Origin of the sequence: Streptomyces sp. NPDC051219, from assembly GCF_040682335.1 — a bacterium.
In the GTDB taxonomy this organism is placed as follows: domain Bacteria; phylum Actinomycetota; class Actinomycetes; order Streptomycetales; family Streptomycetaceae; genus Streptomyces.
Genome location: NZ_JBFBAS010000004.1, coordinates 18149 through 39128, shown reverse-complemented (window position 1 = coordinate 39128; position 20980 = coordinate 18149). Strand labels below are relative to the sequence as shown.

18 protein-coding genes, 3 tRNA genes and 1 pseudogene are annotated in these 20980 nt (G+C 70.3%); 10 read left to right on the top strand and 12 right to left on the bottom strand.

Translation table 11 applies throughout. The features are described 5' to 3' along the window. The first annotated feature begins 6 nt into the window (after positions 1-6). The gene (locus tag AB0M62_RS07130; protein ID WP_366073104.1) at positions 7-1026 is read left to right on the top strand and encodes an adenosine deaminase; all 1020 of its coding nucleotides are present in this window, start codon (positions 7-9) and stop codon (positions 1024-1026) included. Positions 1027-1066: 40 nt separating this feature from the next. On the opposite strand, the gene AB0M62_RS07125 is transcribed toward AB0M62_RS07130, so the two are convergent. Continuing rightward, positions 1067-1702: a TetR/AcrR family transcriptional regulator gene (locus tag AB0M62_RS07125; RefSeq protein WP_366073103.1), complete on the bottom strand. Its 636-nt coding sequence runs from the start codon at positions 1700-1702 to the stop codon at positions 1067-1069. An 87-nt stretch (positions 1703-1789) separates the two neighbouring features. Between AB0M62_RS07125 and AB0M62_RS07120 the strand changes: the two genes are divergently transcribed. After that, the gene (locus tag AB0M62_RS07120) at positions 1790-2425 is read left to right on the top strand and encodes an NAD(P)H-binding protein (protein WP_366073102.1); all 636 of its coding nucleotides are present in this window, start codon (positions 1790-1792) and stop codon (positions 2423-2425) included. 14 nt (positions 2426-2439) lie between these two features. On the opposite strand, the gene AB0M62_RS07115 is transcribed toward AB0M62_RS07120, so the two are convergent. The 7 genes and pseudogenes from AB0M62_RS07115 to AB0M62_RS07085 form a co-directional block, all read right to left on the bottom strand. Beyond that, the gene (locus AB0M62_RS07115; RefSeq protein WP_366073101.1) at positions 2440-3561 is read right to left on the bottom strand and encodes a UDP-N-acetylmuramate dehydrogenase; all 1122 of its coding nucleotides are present in this window, start codon (positions 3559-3561) and stop codon (positions 2440-2442) included. Further along, positions 3558-4148: pseudogene (locus AB0M62_RS07110) on the bottom strand (MFS transporter); the annotation flags it as partial. The pseudogene AB0M62_RS07110 and the gene AB0M62_RS07115, both read right to left, overlap by 4 nt. A 63-nt stretch (positions 4149-4211) precedes the next feature. After that, a complete protein-coding gene (locus AB0M62_RS07105; RefSeq protein ID WP_366073100.1) occupies positions 4212-4640 on the bottom strand; it encodes a MaoC family dehydratase in 429 nt (142 codons plus the stop codon). Positions 4641-4645: 5 nt separating this feature from the next. Beyond that, positions 4646-5098, bottom strand: coding sequence for a MaoC family dehydratase N-terminal domain-containing protein (locus AB0M62_RS07100; protein WP_366073099.1), 453 nt, complete (start codon positions 5096-5098; stop codon positions 4646-4648). Positions 5099-5233: 135 nt separating this feature from the next. Beyond that, positions 5234-5398 (bottom strand): 50S ribosomal protein L33, encoded by a 165-nt coding sequence (gene rpmG / locus AB0M62_RS07095; protein ID WP_003956487.1) that lies wholly within the window; start codon positions 5396-5398, stop codon positions 5234-5236. A gap of 86 nt (positions 5399-5484) precedes the next feature. Beyond that, positions 5485-5557, bottom strand: a tRNA-Met gene (locus tag AB0M62_RS07090). A gap of 48 nt (positions 5558-5605) precedes the next feature. Further along, positions 5606-5678: transfer RNA gene (locus AB0M62_RS07085), tRNA-Thr, on the bottom strand. Between the two features lie 251 nt (positions 5679-5929). Here AB0M62_RS07085 and AB0M62_RS07080 point away from each other — a divergent pair. The 5 genes from AB0M62_RS07080 (at position 5930) to AB0M62_RS07060 (ending at position 11789) form a co-directional block, all read left to right on the top strand. Then, positions 5930-7174 carry an amidohydrolase family protein gene (locus tag AB0M62_RS07080; protein ID WP_366073098.1) on the top strand — a complete coding sequence of 415 codons (1245 nt, stop codon included), beginning with the start codon at positions 5930-5932 and terminating at the stop codon, positions 7172-7174. 84 nt (positions 7175-7258) lie between these two features. Next, complete coding sequence (locus AB0M62_RS07075) at positions 7259-7915, top strand: SDR family oxidoreductase (protein ID WP_366073097.1); 657 nt, start codon at positions 7259-7261, stop codon at positions 7913-7915. A gap of 232 nt (positions 7916-8147) precedes the next feature. Continuing rightward, positions 8148-9761, top strand: coding sequence for a serine hydrolase (locus AB0M62_RS07070; RefSeq protein WP_366073295.1), 1614 nt, complete (start codon positions 8148-8150; stop codon positions 9759-9761). Between the two features lie 482 nt (positions 9762-10243). Then, positions 10244-10393, top strand: coding sequence for a hypothetical protein (locus AB0M62_RS07065; RefSeq protein WP_366073096.1), 150 nt, complete (start codon positions 10244-10246; stop codon positions 10391-10393). Between the two features lie 601 nt (positions 10394-10994). Continuing rightward, a complete protein-coding gene (locus AB0M62_RS07060) occupies positions 10995-11789 on the top strand; it encodes an SRPBCC domain-containing protein (protein WP_366073095.1) in 795 nt (264 codons plus the stop codon). A 1097-nt stretch (positions 11790-12886) separates the two neighbouring features. Here the strand turns inward: AB0M62_RS07060 and AB0M62_RS07055 are convergent. Beyond that, positions 12887-13111, bottom strand: a complete 225-nt coding sequence (locus tag AB0M62_RS07055) for a hypothetical protein (protein WP_366073094.1) — start codon at positions 13109-13111, stop codon at positions 12887-12889. A gap of 128 nt (positions 13112-13239) precedes the next feature. Here AB0M62_RS07055 and AB0M62_RS07050 point away from each other — a divergent pair, with 128 nt between their 5' ends. Together AB0M62_RS07050 and AB0M62_RS07045 are read left to right on the top strand one after the other, a co-directional pair. After that, positions 13240-13779 (top strand): hypothetical protein, encoded by a 540-nt coding sequence (locus tag AB0M62_RS07050; protein ID WP_366073093.1) that lies wholly within the window; start codon positions 13240-13242, stop codon positions 13777-13779. A gap of 6 nt (positions 13780-13785) precedes the next feature. After that, on the top strand, positions 13786-14259 hold the full coding sequence (locus tag AB0M62_RS07045; RefSeq protein WP_366073092.1) for a hypothetical protein: 474 nt from the start codon (positions 13786-13788) through the stop codon (positions 14257-14259). A gap of 458 nt (positions 14260-14717) precedes the next feature. Here the strand turns inward: AB0M62_RS07045 and AB0M62_RS07040 are convergent. Next, positions 14718-14799: transfer RNA gene (locus tag AB0M62_RS07040), tRNA-Tyr, on the bottom strand. Positions 14800-15003: 204 nt separating this feature from the next. On the opposite strand from AB0M62_RS07040, the gene AB0M62_RS07035 reads away from it, so the two are divergent. Then, positions 15004-15492, top strand: coding sequence for a YajQ family cyclic di-GMP-binding protein (locus AB0M62_RS07035; protein WP_254372653.1), 489 nt, complete (start codon positions 15004-15006; stop codon positions 15490-15492). Between the two features lie 52 nt (positions 15493-15544). On the opposite strand, the gene AB0M62_RS07030 is transcribed toward AB0M62_RS07035, so the two are convergent. Further along, positions 15545-18661, bottom strand: coding sequence for an AAA family ATPase (locus AB0M62_RS07030; protein WP_366073091.1), 3117 nt, complete (start codon positions 18659-18661; stop codon positions 15545-15547). Positions 18662-18850: 189 nt separating this feature from the next. Further along, positions 18851-20545 carry a S8 family serine peptidase gene (locus tag AB0M62_RS07025; protein ID WP_366073294.1) on the bottom strand — a complete coding sequence of 565 codons (1695 nt, stop codon included), beginning with the start codon at positions 20543-20545 and terminating at the stop codon, positions 18851-18853. Positions 20546-20980: the final 435 nt, after the last annotated feature.

Below are 20980 nucleotides of genomic sequence, written 5' to 3'. Positions count from 1 at the left end.
CCTCGAATGGAGCACGTTTTCCGTGACGTACGGCTGTTGCCGAAGGCCCACCTGCACCTGCACTTCACCGGGTCGATGCGGCCCACGACCCTGCTCGAGCTCGCCGACAAGTACGGCGTACACCTTCCCGACGCGCTGACCGGCGGCGAACCGCCGAAGCTGCGGGCCACCGACGAGCGGGGCTGGTTCCGCTTCCAGCGGCTCTACGACATCGCCCGGTCCTGCCTGCGCTCCCCCGACGACATCCGCCGGCTGGTGCGCGAGGCCGCCGAGGAGGACGTCCGGGACGGCGCCGGCTGGCTGGAGATCCAGGTCGACCCCACGTCGTACGCGCCGATGCTCGGCGGCCTGATCCCCGCGCTGGAGGTCATCCTGGACGCGGTGGATTCCGCTTCGCGGGAGACCGGGCTCGGTATGCGGGTGGTGGTCGCGGCGAACCGGATGAAGCACCCGCTGGACGCGCGGACGCTGGCCCGGCTGGCCGTGCGGTACGCGGACCGCGGCATCGTCGGCTTCGGCCTCTCCAACGACGAACGCCGGGGCATGGCGAGAGACTTCGACCGGGCCTTCGCGATCGCGCGGGAGGGCGGGCTGCTCGCCGCGCCGCACGGCGGCGAGCTGACCGGGCCCTCGTCGGTACGGGACTGCCTGGACGACCTGTACGCCTCGCGCATCGGCCACGGGGTGCGGGCGGCCGAGGATCCGCGGCTGCTGCGCAAGCTCGCGGAGCGTGGGGTGACCTGTGAGGTGTGCCCCGCCTCGAATGTGGCGCTGGGTGTGTACGAGAAGCCCGAGGACGTGCCGCTGCGCACCCTGTTCGACGCGGGGGTGCCGATGGCGCTCGGCGCGGACGACCCGTTGCTGTTCGGTTCACGGCTGGCCGCGCAGTACGAGCTGGCCAGGCGGCACCACGGCTTCACCGACCCGGAACTGGCCGAACTGGCCAGGCAGTCGGTGCGGGGCTCGGCGGCGCCGGAGGACGTGAAGGCCAAGCTGCTGGCCGGCGTCGACGAGTGGCTGGCTTAGGGCGGGACGGTCAGGGCGCGCCGGCTCCGGGCGTGCCGGCTCAGGGCGTACTGCCTTGGGACGGCGCGCTGCCTGCGGGCGTGTCTTCCGGGCGAATTCCGCGCAGGACCGTACGGGCCAGGGCCGGGGCGAAATCGTCCAGGGGGCGGACCGGCTCGCTGTCCGGGAAGGCGTGCAGGAACGCACGCTGCATGCAGGCGCCCATCAGCAGGGCCGCTGCCGCCTCGGTGTCGGTGTCCGGTGCGATCCGGCCCGCCTCGCGCTCCACGCGCAGGTACGCGGAGACCGCGTCGATCGGCTTGTGCGGACCACTGCCGAGGGCGTGTACGCCCTCGGCGTGCCGGCGCAGGAGCGTGGGCTCGGCGAAGAGCGAGGCACCGATGGAGAAGCTGGACTCGTAGAAGCGCGCGGCCTGCCGGACGATCGCGACGAGGTTCTCCTCCACGCTGTGGCCGGTGAGGTCCTCGGTGAGCTCGGCGAGCAGCGGGCCCAGCCGGGGAAGCCGTTCCTCGAGGACATGGAGGAAAAGGTCCTCCTTGTTCGCGAAGTACTTGTAGAGGGCCGCCTCCGAACAGCCCGCTTCACGGGCGATCTCCTTGGTGGTCGCCCTGGCCAGGCCGATGGTGCGCATGAGCTGGTCGGCCGCGTCGAGGATGCGGGCCCGTGCGGGTTTCACGTGTGTGCTCCAGCCATGCTTGACGACGCGGTGAGTGAGTACTCACCCTAGAGGTGAGTGAATACTTACCAACTTTGGAGTCACGCAATGAACCTCACGGTTTTCGGAGCCACCGGTGGCGTCGGGCACGAGATCGTCCGGCAGGCGCTGGCCTCGGGTCACCAGGTGACCGCGGTGGTCCGCGACCCCGCTCGCTTGACTGTTAGGGACCCCGCGCTGCGGGTCGTCGCCGCCGGCCTGGACGATCCGGAGGCTCTTCGGCCGGCCGTGGCCGGGCGGGACGCGGTGCTGTCCGGGGTGGGCGCGCGGGGCATCAAGCACGCCGGTGTCGCCACCACCTGCACACGGACGATCCTGCGGGCGCTGGAGGCGGAGGGCGTACGCCGCTTTCTGGCGGTGAGTGCGGCCCCCATCGGCCCGGTGCCGGCCGACGAGACGTTTCTGCTTCGCCGGGTCGTGACACCACTGGTCTCGCGCGTCTATCGCGACGTGTACGTGGATCTGGCGGCGATGGAGGACGAGATCCGTCGCAGCACGACGGAGTGGACGGTCGTACGGCCGCCCAAGCTGACCCGCAAGCCCGTGACCGGCAGGTACCGGACCGCGCTCGGCGCCAATCTGCGTGGCGGCAACATGATCGGCCGGGCCGATGTGGCGCACGCGATGCTGAAGATGATGCAGGACCCGGCGACCGTGAAGCAGGCTGTCGGCGTCGCGTACTAGGGGCGCCTTTTGCCCTACAGCTGCACGCCCACTGTCACCGGCTCGTTCACCAGGGTGACGCCGAACGCCTCGCGCACGCCCGTCACGACCTCCCGGGCCAGGGCGAGGAGGTCCTCCGTGGTCGCTTCGCCGCGATTGGTGAGGGCCAGCGTGTGCTTGGTCGAGATGCGGGCCGGGCCGGTGCCGTACCCCTTGGTGAAGCCGGCCTTGTCGATCAGCCAGGCCGCGGACGTCTTGGTGAGCCCATCCCCCGCCGGGAACGCGGGCGGGGTGGTGTCCCTGCCGAGGCGCTCATGCGTCCGGACCAGGAAGGAGGCGTACTCCTCGGCCGTCAGGATCGGATTGGTGAAGAAGGAGCCCGCAGACCAGGTGTCGTGGTCCTCCGGGTCCAGCACCATGCCCTTGCCGGCCCGCAGTCGCAGCACCGTGGCCTGGGCGGTGGCCGCGGGGACCCGTTCGCCCGCCTCGACGCCCAGCGCACGGGCCGTCTCCGGGTACTTCAGGGGCGCCGAGAGGCCGCCCGCGTCCTCGAGCAGGAAGCGGACGCGCAGCACGACATAGCGCTCCGGGTCCTGCTTGAAGCGGCTGTTGCGGTACGAGAAGTCGCACTCGGCGTTGGCGAGGGTGACCGTCTCGCCGGCGTGGCGGTCGTACGCGACCACCTCGGTGATGGTGCTGGAGACTTCCTGCCCGTACGCACCGACGTTCTGGATCGGGGTGGCGCCGGCCGATCCCGGGATGCCGGCCAGGCACTCGATGCCCGCGAGGCCCGCCTCGACGGTCCGGGCGACAGCGTCGGTCCAGACCTCGCCGGCGGCCAGTTCCAGCCGCGTGCCGTCGAGCGCGAAGCCGGTGGTGGCGATGCGCAGGGCGGTGCCCTCGAATCCCTTGTCGCCGATCACCAGGTTGCTTCCGCCGCCGATGACCAGCAGCGGGGTGCCGCTCGCGTCCGCCTCGCGGACGGCCGCGATCACCTCGGCGTCGGTCGTCGCGGTGATCAGCCGGGTGGCGGGGCCGCCCAGGCGGAAGGTGGTCAGCGGGGCGAGGGGGGCGTCGTGGAGTTCCTGCACGGGGACAAGAGTACGGTCCGCGGCTCCGCCGCTCGGGCGGGGCCACGGACGGTGCGTACTGCTCACCGGGTCGGACCCTGACCGGCTCCGACCTCGCGCAGGGCGTTGTTGGCTCCGGAAGCGATGCCCTGCTCGCCCGGCGGGACGCTGGACATGACCAGGCGGGCCGCCGGCGCGAAGTACGGCGCCATGCCGATGCCGCTGAGGACGAGAGCGGGCAGCTGGGCCGCGTACGAGACGCCGGGCTCGAGGACCAGGGCGAACAGCGCGAGACCGACGGCCTGCAGAGCGAGGCCCGCCACGACGACCGGACGGCCGCCGATCCTGTCGGAGAGGTAGCCGGCGACGGGCGCGACGATCAACGGCATACCGGTCCACGGGAGCATGCGCAGACCCGCTTCGGTGGGGGAGTGGCCGGCAACGCCCTGGAGGAACTGGGCGAGCAGGAAGATCGACCCGAACATGCCGAGGAACATGAGCAGGCTCGCGACATTGATCCCGAAGAAGGCGCGACTGCGGAAGGGACGCATCGGGAGCATCGGCTTCCCGCGGCTGAACCCGTGGCGGACGAAGGCTGCGACGAGCAGGCTGTGCTCGGTGAGGCTGCCGCCGATGAGCGGACCGCTGGCCACGGCGAGGCCGGTGACGGCAGAGCTTGTGTGCGTGAGGGCGCCCGTCCAGGACGGGCGCCCTCGGCGTTGTCCGCCCAGCCTGCCTCAGGCGAGCCGGACCACGGCGCGGGACATGCCCAGCACCTTCTGGCCGGCGCTGGTCGCGGTCAGGTCGACCCGTACCAGGCTGTCGTCCAGCTTGGCGGCGACCTTGGCGGTCACCTCGATCAGCGCACCCGTGTCGTCGTTCGGGACGACGACGGGCCTGGTGAAACGCACGCCGTACTCGACCACCGCGGCCGGGTCGCCCGCCCAGTCCGTGACCACGCGGATCGCCTCGGCCATGGTGAACATCCCGTGCGCGATGACGTCCGGGAGCCCGACCTCCTTGGCGAACTTCTCGTTCCAGTGGATCGGGTTGAAGTCACCGGAGGCGCCCGCGTACCGCACGAGCGTGGCGCGGCTCACCGGGAACGACTGGGCCGGCAGCTCGGTGCCCACCTCGACCGCTTCGTACGCGACCTTCGCTGTCATCGTTGTCACTCCCCCTCGGCGGCGCGCGAGACGAGCTTCGTCCAGGCGGTCACCACGTGTTCGCCCGACTCGTCGTGGACCTCGCCCCGGATGTCCAGGATGTCGTTGCCCGCGAGGGACTTGATCGCCTCGATGGTCGAGGTGACCGAGAGCCGGTCGCCCGCCCGGACCGGTCGCGTGTAAGCGAACTTCTGGTCACCGTGCACCACGCGGCTGTAGTCCAGCCCCAGTTGCGGGTCGGCGACGACCTGGCCCGCAGCCTTGAACGTGATGGCGAACACAAAGGTCGGCGGCGCGATCACATCGGGGTGGCCGAGCGCCTTGGCGGCCTCCGGATCGGTGTACGCCGGATTGGTGTCACCCACCGCTTCGGCGAACTCGCGGATCTTCTCCCGGCCGACCTCGTAAGGATCGGTGGGCGGGTAGGACCGCCCGACGAAGGACTGGTCGAGCGTCATGGCTCGGTACCTCCTGCTCTGGTATGTGCCGTATCGGCCGTACACGACAGCCGTACACGTACACAACGACGCGAGGCCGCCCCCGATGAAGGGGACGACCTCGTGCCTGTGCCTGTAGGGAAAACAGCGCCTGGTTCAGCGCGTTTCGCGGTGCGCGGTGTGCGAGTTGCAGCGCGGGCAGTGCTTCTTCATCTCAAGACGGTCCGGGTTGTTACGCCGGTTCTTCTTGGTGATGTAGTTCCGCTCCTTGCACTCCACGCAGGCCAGCGTGATCTTCGGGCGGACGTCGGTGGCAGCCACGTGAGTGCTCCTTGACGGATATGGACGGATGAACGCAAGAAAGAGTAGCCGATCGGGAGACCGACCCCACAATCGGCTACTGTGTGTAGCGGTGACCGGACTTGAACCGGTGACACAGCGATTATGAGCCGCTTGCTCTACCGACTGAGCTACACCGCTTTGATGTGATCCGTTCCCCGCCCGAAGGCGGGGAACCTCTCACACCAGAGCCCCAATACGGAATCGAACCGTAGACCTTCTCCTTACCATGGAGACGCTCTACCGACTGAGCTATTGGGGCGAGCGATGAAGACATTACACGGTCCGCCGCCGATCGCCCAAATCCTTATCCGGGCGCCTCTCCCGGCCGTTCACAGCCGCCTCGGCAGCCGCCGCGCACCACACCGGTACGACTATTGCGCTCCTCCGCCAAGGTGGCTGGCCAGCGCCCTAGGCTCGACTCACGCTGCGTGATCTTGCCTCCCTGCCCTCCCCCAGCCGCCGCTGGAGGTGCCCCCGTCCCGATCACCGCCCCAGTTCACCAGGAGCGCGATGCCCGACAGCCAGCCGCAGCCGCATCAGCCGCCCACGAACAGCGCCGACAGCACGGCGCTACTGCTCTGCGGCGCCCGGCTCACCGACGGCCGCACGGTGGACGTCCGCCTGAGCGGCGGCCGCATCGAGGCGGTCGGCACGTCCGGCAGCCTGGCCGGTCACGCCGCCCGGGTCGACCTGAGCGGCTACCTGCTTCTGCCGGCCCCCGCCGAGCCGCATGCCCACGGCGACACGGCGCTCAGCGCCGACGCCGACGGCCCTCTCTCGTACGGGATCGAGGACGTCCAGCGGCGCACCACCGAGGCCGCGCTGCTCCAGCTCGGGCACGGCGCCACCGCTCTGCGCTCGCACGTGCGCATCGGCGACGTGCAGGGGCTCGGACCCATGGAGGCCGTGCTCCAGGCCCGCCGGTCGCTGCGCGGGCTCACGGACCTCACAGCGGTCGCCGTACCCCGGCTGCTCACCGGGGCGGCCGGGGCCGACGGGCTCGCGATGCTGCGCGACGCGGTCAAGATGGGCGCCGCGGTGGTCGGCGGATGTCCCGATCTCGACCCCGATCCCACGGGCTACACGCAGACGGTTCTGGAGGTCGCCGCCGAGCAGGGCTGCCCCGTCGACCTGCACACGGACGGTGACGATCCGGCCCGGCTCGCACGCCTGGCGGCGATGGCCGGCGGATTGCGTCCCGGAGTCACGATCGGTCCTTGCGGTGGACTCTCCCGGCTCCCCCTGGACGTCGCCACCCGGGCCGCCGACCAACTCGCCGCCGCCGGTGTCACCGTCGTCTGCCTGCCACAGGGCGATTGCGGCGCCCTGGAGCGGCGCGGGCTGCGGACGGCCCCGGTCCGGCTGCTGCGGACCGCCGGGGTGAGGGTCGCCGCCGGCAGCGGGGCGCTCCGGGACGTCAGCAATCCGGTGGGCCGCGGGGACCCGCTGGAGGCCGCCTATCTGCTGGCCTCGCAGGGCGGGCTGCGGGCGCAGGAGGCGTACGAGTCCATCAGCACCGCGGCCCGGGATGCGCTGGGTCTGCCGGAGGTACGGGTGGAGGCGGGCTTCCCGGCCGAGCTCCTCGCGGTACGGGGTGACCGGCTCGCGGGGGTGCTTTCGCTGGCGTACAGCAGGATCGTGATCCACCGGGGCCGGGTGGTGGCACGGACCAGCGCGGTGCGCGAGTACTGCGACTCCGCCGCCGCGGTGGCGCTCGATCTGCCGCGACAGGGGCGCTCTGATCCGGAACCGTGATCCGGGGCGGTGGTCCGGGACCGTACGCCGCCCCCAATTCACCACCCTGAGCGGAGCGCTGGTTCACGGCGTACGGTCGTAGACATGCGCATCGTCATCGCCGGAGGACATGGTCAGATCGCGCTGCGGCTGGAGCGGTTGCTCGCCGCGCGCGGATACGAGGCCGCGGGCATCATCCGCAAGCGGGAGCAGGGAGACGACCTGCGGGAGGCCGGCGCCGAACCCGTGCTGTGCGACCTGGAGTCGGCATCGCTGGAACAGGTCGCGGCGGTACTCCAGGGCGCGGACGCAGCGGTGTTCGCGGCGGGCGCGGGGCCGGGCAGCGGCATCCAGCGCAAGTACACGGTGGACCGCGACGCGGCGAAGCTCTTCGCGGACGCTGCAGAGCGGGCGGGCGCACGGCGGTTCATCATCGTCTCGTCCATGGGCGCCGACCCCAACCACCCGGGCGACGAGGTGTTCGACGTGTACCTGCGGGCCAAGGGCGAAGCAGACGAGTACGTGAAGACCCGGCTGGGCCTGGAGTGGACGATCCTGCGGCCGGGGTTCCTGACGAATGACCCAGGCACCGGGCTGGTACGTCTGGAGGCGCGCACGGGCCGCGGCCAGATCCCACGCGACGACGTGGCCGCGGTCCTCGCGGAGCTGATCGAAACCCCCGCGACGGCCGGGCTGACGCTCGAAGCGATCTCCGGATCGAAGCCGATCCCCGTCGCGGTGAAGGACGTCGCGGGCAACTGAGTCCCGCCACCGTCGCGATGCCATGGCCGGCAGTCCGCTGCCTGCCTCGGCCGCGTCCATCAGGACTTGCTCTCGGAGTATCCCGAGACTGCGATTTGGCGGGTCGGCTTCGTTGGCAGGCTGCCCGGGACGGCGTCCGGGGCGGTGGCCGGGCGCGGCAGTCCGGCGCGGCAGTCCGGGCGACAATGACACCCTTTGGGCGTTCAATGGCATTATGCGCGCCGTGGACCGCGTGCGGTTCCACAAGGGCCGTAGGCTCGCCGCATCGGGTGTGGTCGTCCTGTTGGCCGGGGCGACGGCCCTGACTTCCGGTGTCACCGCGCCGAGCCCCTCACCTTCGCCGTCCGCACCGCAGGCGCCTCCGCCCGAGCCTCCGCCCCAGCTCACCGAGGCGGACGTGGATGCGGCCATCGGCAAGCTCGACGGGGTCGTCGACCGCGCGATGCGACGCACCGGCGTCCCCGGCGCAGCCGTGGGCGTCGTGTACCAGGACCGGGTGGCCTACCTGAAGGGCTTCGGCGAGCGAAGGATCGGCCAGTCCCCGAAAGTCGGTCCGGACACGGTGTTCCAGCTGGCGTCGCTCTCGAAACCGCTCGCTTCCACCGTCGTCGCCGGGGCCGTTGGGGACGAAGTCGTGAGCTGGGACGAGCCGGTGGCCGGGCATCTTCCCGGCTTCGCCCTCAAGGACCCCTGGGTGACGAGCCATGTGACCGTCGCGGATCTCTTCTCGCACCGCAGTGGCTTGCCGGACCACGCCGGTGACCTCTTGGAGGACCTCGGGTACGACCGCCCGTACATCCTGAGCCGCCTTCGGTACGAGCCTCTCACCCCGTTCCGTGCGAGCTACGCGTACACCAACTTCGGCCTCACGGCGGCCGCGGAAGCCGTCGCCCGCGCGAAGGGGGTCGGCTGGGAGAAGCTCAGCGAGGACATTCTGTACAGGCCGGCCGGTATGGAGTCGACCAGCTCCCGCTTCGCCGACTACGAGCAGGCCTCGGACAAGGCCGTCACCCATGTGCGGTCCAGCGACAGCAGTTGGCGGGCGGCCTTCGTACGGGATGCGGACGCACAAGCACCGGCGGGCGGTGTCAGCTCCACTGCCCGTGACATGACCCGGTGGCTGCGGCTGCAGCTGGCGGACGGAAAGGTCGGCGGGCGGCAGGTCATCGACGCCGAGAGCCTGGAACGCACTCACCTGCCCGAGATCGTGGCCCAGCCGCCGGCGGACCCGGCGGGACGTGCCGGCTTCTACGGCCTGGGCTGGAACGTCAGTTACGACGACCAGGGCAGACTCCGCCTCAGCCACTCCGGCGCGTTCGCGCTCGGCGCCAACACCAATGTGACGATGCTGCCCGGCGAAGAGCTGGGCATAGTCGTCCTCACCAACGGCGAGCCGGTCGGAATGGCCGACTCGGTGGCCCTCGACTTCTTCGACACCGCCCAGAACGGCAAGCCCAGTACCGACTGGCTGCCGCTGGTGGGCGGTATCTATGCGAAGGAGGAAGAGGCGGCCAAATCGCCCACGGACTACGCGGATCCGCCCGACGGCGCCGAACCCGCCCGCGCCGACGGCGCGTACACCGGGACGTACGACAACGCCTACTACGGGAGGGTCGTGGTGACGACGCGTCAGGACGGTGGGCTCGCGCTGCAGCTCGGCCCCAAGGAGATGCGCTTCCCCCTGACGCACTACGACGGAGACACGTTCAGCTTCATGACCGCCGGGGAGAACGCGGTCGGACTCACCGGCGTCACCTTCACCGTCGGCGACAGGGACACGGCTGCCGTGATGCGCGTTGAATACCTCGATCAGAACGGCCTGGGGACGTTCATCCGGGGGGAATGATGCTCGCTTCGACGGCCGCCGGGCGGCCGTCGCAGAGCCGGCCCCCGACCTCTCCTCCGGACCGGCCGGACCTGTCAGAGCCGACGCCGACGCCCCGCGAGGGTCATACCGCCAACCCGGGGGTCGCGGCTTGACCCGTTCCCGGCCGTGTCGGCGCTCGCGCCTGGCGCCCCCGCCGTCCACGCATTCGCCTGCCGTCCCGCTGGTCCGCAGCCGACCAGTGATCTTTCTGTGAGGGACCCGCGAGAGACCGCCGTCGGCGCGGGGCGGACGCGAGGATCCTCGCGCGACCCGGCGCGCTGCGCGGGGATCCGTCCTGCGGGCCGGGCCCCATGCCTCTCTTTGACAGCTCACCGGGAGGGGAGGAGTGTAGAAATTGCCTGAATGTCCGATCAGCGATAGATGCTCGGAGGTGCATGAGAATGCGCCGAAGGATCATTGCCGCAATATCAGCAGGAGCCGCAGGGCTCGCACTTGGCGTGATGCCGGCGACCGGGGCGTTCGCCTCGAGCGAGAACAGGGACGATTTCCGTTGCTCCGACTGGGGGGGCTGGGACGATCGTCGCCATTGCGACTTCTTCGACCGTGACGGCAGGAACTTCAACGACGTGGTGATCATCCTTGTCGGCTGACGTAGTTCCGACTACTGCAGCCATCCGGCCCCCGGTCCACAGCCGCGGAATGGCGGGCCCGTGGCCCCGAGCCCACGGCGCGGCCTCCATGGGACTCCGGCAGAGAGCGCAAGCGGGCTAGACGGAACGAAACAGCACACCCCTGGCACGGCCAGCACGAGAACGGCCCTTGATCTGCGTTTCCGCAGATCAAGGGCCGTTTCTGCCGAATCCCAAACCCACGAGCGGGTGGGCGGCAGGCCGTTGGTGGTTGCGGAGAACCCGAGAACGCCGACCGAGGCGGCATTCGGCTCCCCACCCGGGACCGGCGATCCCCCGGCTCCGGCCGGTCGTTCGGTGCGGCACGGGTGGTGGCGACGCGGTAGGAGTCGGTGCCGGCCTCGATGACGCGTGACGACGTCCGGGCTGGGGTGAGGGGGTTCCGGCGGAACCAACCGACCGGGGCGGGCCACTCGGGCAAAGAGAACGGGGAGCACCGTTTCGGGGTATCCGCAGTCCCCCTTGGCGCCTTTCCGAGCTGAACGGACCCCTCGATTGACATGCACCCAAATGGCTGCCTATCGTTTTATGCAGCCGTGGGGTTGCGTATTGGAGGGCGGAAATGGATGAGGTCTTCAAGGCGCTGGCCGACTCCGGCCGACGCCGGCTGCTGGACAGCCTGAACGCCCGCAACGGGCAGACCCTCCGGGAGCTGTGCTCCGAGCTGGACATGGCCCGGCAGTCGGTCAGCAAGCACCTGGCTCTGCTCGAGGGCGCCAACCTGGTCACCACCGCGTGGCGAGGCCGGGAGAAGTTGCACTACCTCAACGCGGAGCCGATCAACGCCACCGCCGAACGCTGGATCAGCCGCTACGACCGTGGACGGGTTCACGCACTCGCCGACCTGAGACACGCACTGGAGAACGCACCCATGGACAGCAACGCGTTTGTCTACGTCACCTACATCAGGACCACGCCGGAAAAGCTCTGGCAGGGCCTGACCGACCCCGCCTTCACCCGCCGCTACTGGGGCCTGGAGTTCGCCACCGACTGGCAGACCGGGTCCGCCATGTCCTGGGAAGGGGAGGGCATGAAGACTTCCGACCCCGGACAGGTCATCCTCGAATCCAGCCCGTACCGGCGGCTCTCCTACACCTGGCACACCTTCACCCCCGAATGGGCCAAGGCCGCCGGAGTCGATGACGAAACCCTCGCCAAGATCGCCGTCGAGCCCCGGTCCAAGGTGACCTTCGACATCGAGCCCGCCGGCGAAACGGTCAAGCTCACCGTTGTCCACGACGGATTCGAGCCCGGCGGCACCGTCCGGACGATGATCCAGGAGGGCTGGCCCGCCCTCCTCTCCAGCCTCAAGACCCTGCTGGAGACCGGCGACACGCTGCCCGACCCCCAGAGCTGAACAGCGCCTCCAGCAAGCGCCGTCCCCGAGAGACGATGCGGGCGGGGTACCACCGCCTCCACGAAGGAGCAACCTGGTCTCCGTTCACATTGCCCACTGGTCCCGCAGTGAGGCTGCGGGGAGTGGGCGGCTCACAAGCCGACGGATCTACAGACTCCTGGCGAACGCGCACTCGCACCCCGTCTGACCTGCGGCAGAGTGGGCAGAGGACGCTGCTCGCAGGTCTGCCGTCCACGTCTCGTCCACGGCAGGCTCGACCGGGCACTCGGAGGAGTCGCCCTCCAGCGACACGACCTTCAAGGTCGGCTGCGCCGATGGGCTGCAACACCTCGGGATTGGGCCGGGATGCATTGCCCCGAAGCGATTCGATCGCTGGTCCGGTCCGCAGTGGGAGCCCTGGTGACCTCCGATGACGGCCCCTGACCGTCCGCGGCTGCATCCGTTCCTGTCCGTCGTTGCACCGCTTTGGCACACTTAGGTTAGTTTCTGACTGTGACGCAGGGCAGCCCCCACGGTCCAATCCCGTGAGGGCTGTCCTCATTTCAGGTGCCGCGGTTTAGCTCGAAAGACTCATGGCCGCACGCCCTATGCCCAGCTCAATCCTCCGTAGGTGCAGTCGTCAGGCCAAAAGGGGATGTCTTCGCACAGAATCCACTTGTCCCATTGATTGGACGGACTCGAGGTGAGGGTGCCACCCCCGCAGCCCCCGCCGTAGCTATCAGGGTCGTAGACCGGCGATGACGTTTGACCCTGGACCTTCTCGAAGTAGACGTAGACCTGGTGGCCGTCCGATTCGTTGTCGCACACAGTGAATTTGTGCGCGGAACGGTCCCACGTACTTGAGTCCGAACCTTGCCGTATCGTGTCGACTATTGCCCATGCGGTACCCGCGCTGGTGAAGAGGCTCACGACGGCAAGAGCCGCGGTGGCGCCGATCATTCCCGTGGTGCGTGTCAAGCGCTTATTCATGACACCTCTCGTGGAGTCACACAGAAATCTGAGGGCGATGACGGGGTGTCAGAACCCTGCCACGTGAGGCCGGAACCTATGGCCTGCCTCTCCGTTAGGTCAATAGACAGACCGAACCTGATGATGGATCAACTTTGCGGAGTTCCGCGGTTCTGCTCGGGGTCGGCTTCGGCGTCGAGAATGTCGGCGACAGTGACGGTCACCGCCGCCCGGACGGGCCGGCGTTCGATGGCTCCCCGAGAGGAGTCCCGCCGGCGCGGAAGAGCAATGCGCAGCAGCTGGAACGAGGCGCGTTCATGCCTGGCCGTGACGGCATCGATGTCTCGACGAAGGAAGCCGGCGAAGCCACTCATGGGTCTGGGGGGGGCGCCCACCATGTTGCAGCGGTGCACTATTGGCCGGGATGGGCAAGGACGCCGAGTGGCCGGCCCCTCCCAGACTCGCGTGTCAACGCCACCTCTCCCGGACGGATCCCGTATCAATGAGCCACTCCGCGATACCCGACCTGACCTGGTGGCGCGAGGACCCCGAACGGTGGGAACTGCTGGAGTTCGACGGGCAGCACACGGAAGACGGCCTGCCGATCGACAGCCGCGGGGAGGACCGACAGCAGGTCCTTGAGGCCCTGATCAGGGAACCGGGCCAGGAAGACGGGGAGTTCGCCCGGTACCTGCTGGTCCAGGAGACTCGCTGGCACGGGCACTCCTGGGGCTTCAGCCACACCATCGAGATTGCCGCCCTGCGCGTCGCCCAAGAGCGCCGCCTCGACGACGTCTGGATTCTGTGGGAAGCGGTCTGCAGGAGTTTCGACACCTGGTGCGGACTCCCCCACCAGCTGCTGTTCGCCGCCGGAGTGGCCCCCACCCTGGAGTACGCCCAAGGCGCCGACCATCCCCAGCGGGACCATCTCCTGGAGGATCTCGGGGAGCTCTCCGAGACCACGGACGAGGAAGTCGCCAAGGTACTGGCCGACCGGCGCCGCTACTACTCCGAGACCCTCGACGACCTGGCCGGAGAATGAGCCGCCGTGGACATCACTGTGCAGTGGATACGGACGTCATGGACCAAGCAGTCCCGGGGAGGGAAGCCTGCCGCGCGCAGGAACGCCATCCCCGTCGGGTTCCCTCTTCCGCCCGCTTTGGCGAGTTGCGCTCACGTGGTCCGTATCCGCGAGTGGGAGGACTTCCAGCCTCGTGACACGGTGGAGGACCTCGCCAAGGTCGATGTCCAGCTCTGTGAGTCCAACGGTCGCCTGCGGGTCTTCCCCCGGGTGCAGCCTCTGTTCGCCCTGCCGCCCCGGGCACGACGGCCCCCGGCCGTGCGGCTTGCCCCCGGGCAGTGGGTCCGCTGGCAGTTGAACTACCGGTTCAGCAGCGCCGCGGGGATGCAGGACTGGTACTACTGGCTGGACACCTTCAACATCGCCTACGGCCCGGCGGCCACCGACCTGTTCCTGGGAGCACCCACCTTCCTCGTCGACGAGCAAGGTCCGGTCCGGTAGACCCCAGAGCGGGTCGGCCAGTCGTGGCGCGGACTGGCGTGACTCAGGGGCCCATTTCTTATGGCGCGCTATGGCGCCCCTCCCACATCAGGCCGGCTCCCGACCGCTCTCTTCCGACACTCGAGCCGGAAAGGTGCGCCGACCTGCAAGGGTCGCCACCCAGCGTCCAAGCCAGCCCGAATCGCCGCGGCGACGTCGGCCGGGAGCACAGCGACCGCGGGCTCGGCCATCCAGTTGCCCGGATGCAGGCGCCCCGTCTCGACGATCAGCAGCGCGCCAGGGTCGGTCGCGTGTTCGATCGCGTACGAGAGTGCCGTCCAGCCCATCCCCTGGCTGTACGTCGGCCGTCCACGCACCCGCCACCGGTACGGCACGCCGTCAACCTCGATGCGCCGGGATCGACACGAAGACCCCCGTTGAACTGCGTTTCCGCAGTTCAACGGGGGTCTTGCATCGCGTGGCGGCGCCAGGATTCGAACCTGGGTAGGCTAAGCCGACGGATTTACAGTCCGCTCCCATTGGCCACTCGGGCACACCGCCATGGGATGCCGCCGTCGGTAGGACCGCTGTGGGGCGGTGCTCCGTGGCAACGACGTAAACGATACCCGATGCCAAGGGGTGCTTCGCCACCGGATTGATCAGCGCCGGGGGCGGGCGCGGTGACTAGGCTTTACCGGGCGGTCCGGGAGGTCCGGCCGTGCACGCCACTGAGCAACCGCACCCGATTTCAAGGAGCCACAGGACATGGCCGACTCCAGTTTCGACATCGTCTCGAAGGTCGAGCGGCAGGAGGTCGACAACGCCCTCAACCAGGCCGCCAAGGAGATCTCGCAGCGGTACGACTTCAAGAACGTCGGCGCCTCGATCGACTGGTCCGGCGAGAAGATTCTGATGCAGGCGAACTCGGAGGAGCGGGTCAAGGCGATCCTCGACGTCTTCGAGACCAAGCTCATCAAGCGCGGGATCTCGCTGAAGGCGCTGGACGCGGGCGAGCCGCAGCTGTCCGGCAAGGAGTACAAGATCTTCGCCTCCATCGAGGAGGGGATCTCGCAGGACAACGCGAAGAAGGTCGCCAAGATCATCCGCGATGAGGGCCCGAAGGGCGTCAAGGCGCAGGTGCAGGGCGACGAGCTGCGCGTCAGCTCGAAGAGCCGGGACGACCTCCAGGCCGTTCAGGCGCTGTTGAAGGGCAAGGACCTGGACTTCGCGATCCAGTTCGTCAACTACCGATGACGTCGTAAGCCGGGGCGGCGGTACGGGTTTCCGTACCGCCGCCCCGGCTGCGTCAGACGGTTGCCTCGGCGGTCTCCGCTCCCTGGCGCCCCGCCCAGGACCCCAGGGTGGTGGCCAGCTGGGCCCGCGAGCGGATGTCCAGCTTCTGGTAGATGCGCGTCAGCCGGGCCTCGACGGTCTTGACGCTGAGGTACAGCTTCGCCGCGGCTTCCTGGTTGCTCGCGCCCTGGGCGACCAGCAGGGCGAGCCGCTGCTCCGCCTCGGTCAGGACCGACAGGGCACCGCCGGTCGCCGGGGCCGCCTCCACCCGGGACGGGGTTTCGGTGGCCAGCTGCAGCCAGGGCGCCGCGGCGGCCCGGTCGAAGACCGCGGCGGCGGAGTGCAGCGCGGCCTGGGCCGACGCCCGTCTGCGGCGGCGGCGTTCGACGCGGGCGAGGGCGACCAGGGCGCGGCCCTGCTCCAGTGGGAGCCCGGCCGCTTCGAAGCGCGCGGCTGTCTCGCTCAGCAGCCGGACGGCCTCGCCCGCCTCACCGGTGGCCGCCAGGTAAAGGGCGTACGCCCGGTCGCAGCCGATCAGCACTGTGGTGCGGCCCAGGCGTTCCGCCACCGGACGCACCTCTGCGAGCAGCGCCGCCGCCGCGTCCGGCGCGTCGTTGGCCAGCATCGCCTCGGCGAGCTCCTCGTGCCAGCGCAGCAGGGAGGGGTCGATGGTGCCCTGCGCCCGCTCGCCCTCCTGAACACGGCGCAGGGTGTCGAGTGCGTTCGCGACGTCGCCGGTGATGAGCTGAACGCGCCCCAGGGCGTACAGATTGCGGGACAGGAAGACATGGTCGCCCTCGTCCTCCGACGCCCGGGCGCCGCGCCGCGCGTAACTCGCCGCGCGCAGGAAGCTGCCGCCGGCCGTCTCGGCGAGAGCCACGGCGTACCACGCGGGGCCCGGCGAAAGCCCGGCGTCCAGAGTCAGCGCCAGCGAGCGGCCGGCGTGGGAGAGGGCAGCAGCGCAGTGTCCCTGCCGCGCCTCGACCTCGGCGAGCGTGCGCCGGATCTCGATGGCGTCCTCTACGGGGCCTCGGCGCTCGACCAGCGGGAGCAGGGCGTGCAGTTGGGTACGGGCTTCGGTGAGCCGGTCGTCGAAGAGCGCGTGCCGAGCCGTCAGGATCTGGGCGGAATTGCGGATGCCGAGGGGCTCCTCCGCTACTTCCAGGGCTCGCGCCTCCGCCAGGACCGGCTCGGCGTCCGGCGCGCCGAGGCAGCGGTCCATCCTGGCCCGTACGGTGAGCGCGTCGGCCGCCGTCCGGTGGTCCCCCACCGTGGTGGCGAGGGAGGCGGACTCGATGGCCGCGGCGCGCGACCGGACGGGGTCACCGTCGGCCAGTACGTACTTGCACGCCAGGCGCAGGTGGACGGCCGCCTGCAGCGCCGCGTCGCCGGCGGCGTCCTCCATGGCGTGTACGTAGACCTCGTCGAGGTCGCAGAGGCCCTGTCCGGCGGTGTCGAGGACCGCCAGTCGGGCGCGTACCCGGTCGGCCGGGGAGTTGTCGCGGGCCAGGATCTCGGTGGCTGCGCGCAGGGCCAGGTCGGCGCGGGCGGCGCGGGCGGCTTCCTCGGCCGCGCCGACCAGCCTCGCGAGCCGCTCCGCGGCGAGGTGGACGGGGGTCGACTCGGCGGCGAGGAGGGCCAGTTCCGCGGCGAGTGCGCGCTGCCCGCGGCGGCGCGCGGCCTCGGCCGCGGCGGCGACCTCGACGGCCAGTTCCTCGTCCGGCGCGTCGGCGGCCAGAGCCCGCTGCCGGGCCGCTTCTACGAGGTCGTCGGCGGCGCCGGCCAGGGCGGCGTGGGCCGCGCTGCGCTCCGCCCAGCGGGAATCGTGAACGAGGGTGGAGGGCAGAACGCCGGCGGTGAACACGACAGTGCCGTCCTCCTTGAGGGAGATCAGGTTCGCCCGCTCGGCCGTGGACAGGTCGGCCTCCGCGTCGAGACGGCCCGCGCGCCGGATCAGTGAGGCGGTCGGGCGGAGGGCGAGGGCGGCCAGCAGGAGGGTGTCGCGGATGGCCGGGGGCGCGGCTGCGAGCATCTGCCGGGCGAGGTCCCGGGCCCGCCCGGCCAGCGGCAACGCCTCCGCGTGGTGCACGCGCGGGTGCGCCTCGGCGAGCGCACGGCCGACAGCCAGCGCGAGCCGGGGGTTGCCGCCGCTGGCGTGGTGGATCCGCCCGGCCAGCCGCGAGGGCAGCCGGTGGTGCACGAGAAGCTCGGCGACCTCGTCGGCGTGCAGGGGCGGCACGAGGAGAACGTCGGCGTCGGCGGAAGCCCAGAGCGGCTCCGCGGGAACGGATCCACCGTCCCGGGGCGTGGCCGGCGGCGCGGAGGCTGCCCCCACGGGCGCGTGGCCGGTCGCCCCGTCCGGCCCGGCGTACGGATGGTCCGTGACCGGGGCACCGTAATGCCGGCCGGGCTCGGCGGCTACGTGGTCCGCCGTGGGGGCGCGGTGACGGTGGTCCGTGCGATCCGCGGTTGCGGGGGCGGGGCGGGAGCCGGGGCCCGGTTCGTCGTTCTGGTGGTCCGCGGTTCGGGCGTGGGCCCCGCCGTCTTCCCCCGGCGGCCGGACGGTCGGCGCGTCGGCGCTCGCGGCCGTGCGCTGTCCGGGGAGCGCGGCCGTCGCGGGCGACTCGACCGCTATGACTCGCAGACTCGGTGGCGCGAGGTGCAGGCCGAACCGGAGCAGATCCGCGCTGTCCGGGTCCAGTCGCTGTACGTCGTCGATGACGAGCAGGACCGGGCCCACGCACGTCAGCGACCGCAGGACCTGCGCGAGGGCGAGCCGCAGGGCGATGGGGTCCCAGCCCCGGTCCGGCGTCGGCGCCTCCCGGCACAGCATGGCGACGGCGGCGCGCTGTGGCCCCGGCAGCCCTTCCACGGCGGTCGCCGGCACCGAGGCGAGGAGTGTCGCGGCAGCCGCGCCGGGCATGCAGCGGTCCGCGGTCTGGGGTGCGAGCCGCACGACCGTTTCGCCCCGGGATTCGGCGCGGGCGGCGGCAGCCATCGCGACCTCGGTCTTGCCCACGCCGACGGCGCCGGTGAGCAGCACACGCCCCCGGGCGTACAGCATTCCCTCGAGACGTACCAGCAGGTCGTCCCGTCCGACCGGCGTGTGGGGGTACGCCGTCGACTCCACGTACCACCACCACCTTTTGGCGTGCCCGCAGACCGCTTGTTCGCGAGCAGAAGATACGAAGTCGTCGGTCGGAGTCCAGGCTTGTCCGGCATACGGACGCGGCGGCCGACGGACGCACAGCGGGGCCTGTCGGCATCCTCGCGCCGACAGGCCCCGTTGACCAGGCTTTTCACATGTGATCCGGTCGGATCAGAAGGTAAGGCTCCAGGAGTCGATGTAGCCGGTGTCACCCGAGTACACGTCGCGGACCTGCAGCTTCCACGTTCCGTTGGCGACCTCGCTGGAGGCGTCGACGGTGTACGTAGCGAGGACGTTGTCGGCGCTGTCCGAGCTGGAGGAGGCCTTCAGGTTGCGCACCGTGCCGTCCGGAGCGACCAGGTCGACGACCAGGTCCCCGCGCCAGGTGTGCTTGATGTCCACGTCCACCTTGAGGGCGGCGGGCGCGTTGCCGGTGCGGCCGGTGACGGCGATCGACGAGCTCACGGCGCTGCCGGCGTCCGGGATGTTGATATTCGCGGCGTTGGTGAATGTGGTGCCGCCGGTGGTTCCGGTGACCGCGGTCACCGTCTTGGCCGCGTCGGCGATGCCGGCGCCGCAGCCACCGGTGCACGTGCCGGGCAGCGGACGGGCATTGCTCTTGATCGCGGACTCGATCGCGGCCGGGGTCAGCGTGCTCTTCGCCGACTTCAGCAGCGCGGCGAGGCCGGCGATGTGCGGGGCGGCCATCGAAGTGCCCTGGTAGGGCTTGTAGTTCTCGGTGGACCGGGTGGTGGCACCGGAGTTCAGCGTGGAGAGGATGCCGTTCTCGGGCGTGGTGACGGTGCCGGGTGTGTCCGTGGCCCGTCGGGTCTCACCACCGGGGGCGGCGATGTCCACGATGGTGCCGAAGTTCGAGTAGAACGAGCGGTTGCCTTCACGGCTGGTGGACGCCACGTTGATGACGTTGCCGCAGTTGGCGGGCGTGAAGCCGGAGGCGTTGGCGTTGCTGTTGCCCGCCGCCACTACGACCGTCGTGCCGCGCTGCACCGCACCGTTGATCGCGTTCTGGTAGACGCTCGGGCAGGTGGAACTCGCGCCCCCGAGGCTCATGTTGATGACCTGGGCCGGGTTCGGGTTGGCCGGGATGCCCGGGACGGTTCCGCCGGACGCCCAGGTGATCGCGTCGGCGATGTCCGACGACGAGCCGCCGCACTTGCCGAGCACGCGGACGTGCTGGACCTTGGAGCCGTACGCGATGCCCGCAACGCCCATGCTGTTGTGGGCCGTCGCCGCGATGGTGCCCGCGACGTGCGTGCCGTGCCAGGACGAGTTGCCCGCCTTGGAGCCGGTGCCGCACTCGCCGTCGGTGGCGTTCCAGTCGCCCTCGTCCGCGGGGTTGCTGTCGCGGCCACCGCCGTCACGGGCATCGGCGGAGCTGGAGATGAAGTCGTATCCGGAGACGGTGTTCGCGCTCAGGTCGGTGTGGGCGGCGTAACCGGTGTCGATCACGGCGACGGTCACGCCGCTGCCGGTGGTCTTGTCCCAGGACCCGGGTACGTTCATGCCGCCGGTGGCCTCGAAGAGGTCCCACTGCTTGGCGTACTCGGTGTCGTTCGGGGTGACCGCCATGGCGTACGCGCGGATGTCGGGCTCGACGGACGCGACGGAGGGGTCGGCGCGGAAGGCGTCGAGGACCTCGGTGAGCTCCTGCTTGGACGCCTCACCGCCGAGGTCGACCAGCGCCGAGCCGCCTGCCAGCCGGCGCTCGAAGGACAGGGATTCCCCGGTCTCCGCGCCCTTGGCCGTGGCATCGTTCTTGGCCGCGGTGTTGGAAGTGGCCTCGGTGGTCTTGGACTTGTAGGTGACGATGACCTTCTCGACCGGCGCGGCCGGCAGCTTGGTCATGGACTGCGAAGCCGGGACGGGCTTCGGCGAGGGGGCCGCCTGGGGGGCCAGCGCCATGGAGGACGTGGCAGCCACACCGACGATCGTGGCGCTCGCGGCCACGACGGATATCAGTCTTCGCCTGGAACCGTTCAAGGTGTTCCCTTTCAGGGTCTCCGGGGTTGCCGGAGCAGCTGACGGTGCGTTGCGCAGCGGAACGGCGGGGGTGCTGTGGTTGGGGCGTGGGGATTACGTGCCACAGCACCCCGGGGCTGGGTCGCCCACTTGCCGCCGCCTGCGCGACGACCCGGGTCAAGGGCCGCCACCGGATGAACTCATGTAATTACATGCACCTGACAAGCGCGCTTCTCCTCGTCGCGGGAAGCGTCGAGGAGGTGGGGTTGGGCCGGACAGGTAGCGAGAACAACCGGTGGGCAGACAGTAGGCAACGGCGAG

Bases quoted from the DNA above. Each gene is read 5' to 3' on its own strand.
- AB0M62_RS07130 (WP_366073104.1), top strand. From the start codon at position 7: ATGGAGCACGTTTTCCGTGACGTACGGCTGTTGCCGAAGGCCCACCTG.
- AB0M62_RS07120 (WP_366073102.1), top strand. From the start codon at position 1,790: ATGAACCTCACGGTTTTCGGAGCCACCGGTGGCGTCGGGCACGAGATC.
- AB0M62_RS07105 (WP_366073100.1), bottom strand. From the start codon at position 4,640: ATGACAGCGAAGGTCGCGTACGAAGCGGTCGAGGTGGGCACCGAGCTG.
- AB0M62_RS07100 (WP_366073099.1), bottom strand. From the start codon at position 5,098: ATGACGCTCGACCAGTCCTTCGTCGGGCGGTCCTACCCGCCCACCGAT.
- AB0M62_RS07080 (WP_366073098.1), top strand. From the start codon at position 5,930: ATGCCCGACAGCCAGCCGCAGCCGCATCAGCCGCCCACGAACAGCGCC.
- AB0M62_RS07075 (WP_366073097.1), top strand. From the start codon at position 7,259: ATGCGCATCGTCATCGCCGGAGGACATGGTCAGATCGCGCTGCGGCTG.
- AB0M62_RS07065 (WP_366073096.1), top strand. From the start codon at position 10,244: ATGCCGGCGACCGGGGCGTTCGCCTCGAGCGAGAACAGGGACGATTTC.
- AB0M62_RS07060 (WP_366073095.1), top strand. From the start codon at position 10,995: ATGGATGAGGTCTTCAAGGCGCTGGCCGACTCCGGCCGACGCCGGCTG.
- AB0M62_RS07055 (WP_366073094.1), bottom strand. From the start codon at position 13,111: ATGAGTGGCTTCGCCGGCTTCCTTCGTCGAGACATCGATGCCGTCACG.
- AB0M62_RS07050 (WP_366073093.1), top strand. From the start codon at position 13,240: ATGAGCCACTCCGCGATACCCGACCTGACCTGGTGGCGCGAGGACCCC.
- AB0M62_RS07035 (WP_254372653.1), top strand. From the start codon at position 15,004: ATGGCCGACTCCAGTTTCGACATCGTCTCGAAGGTCGAGCGGCAGGAG.
- AB0M62_RS07025 (WP_366073294.1), bottom strand. From the start codon at position 20,545: ATGACCAAGCTGCCGGCCGCGCCGGTCGAGAAGGTCATCGTCACCTAC.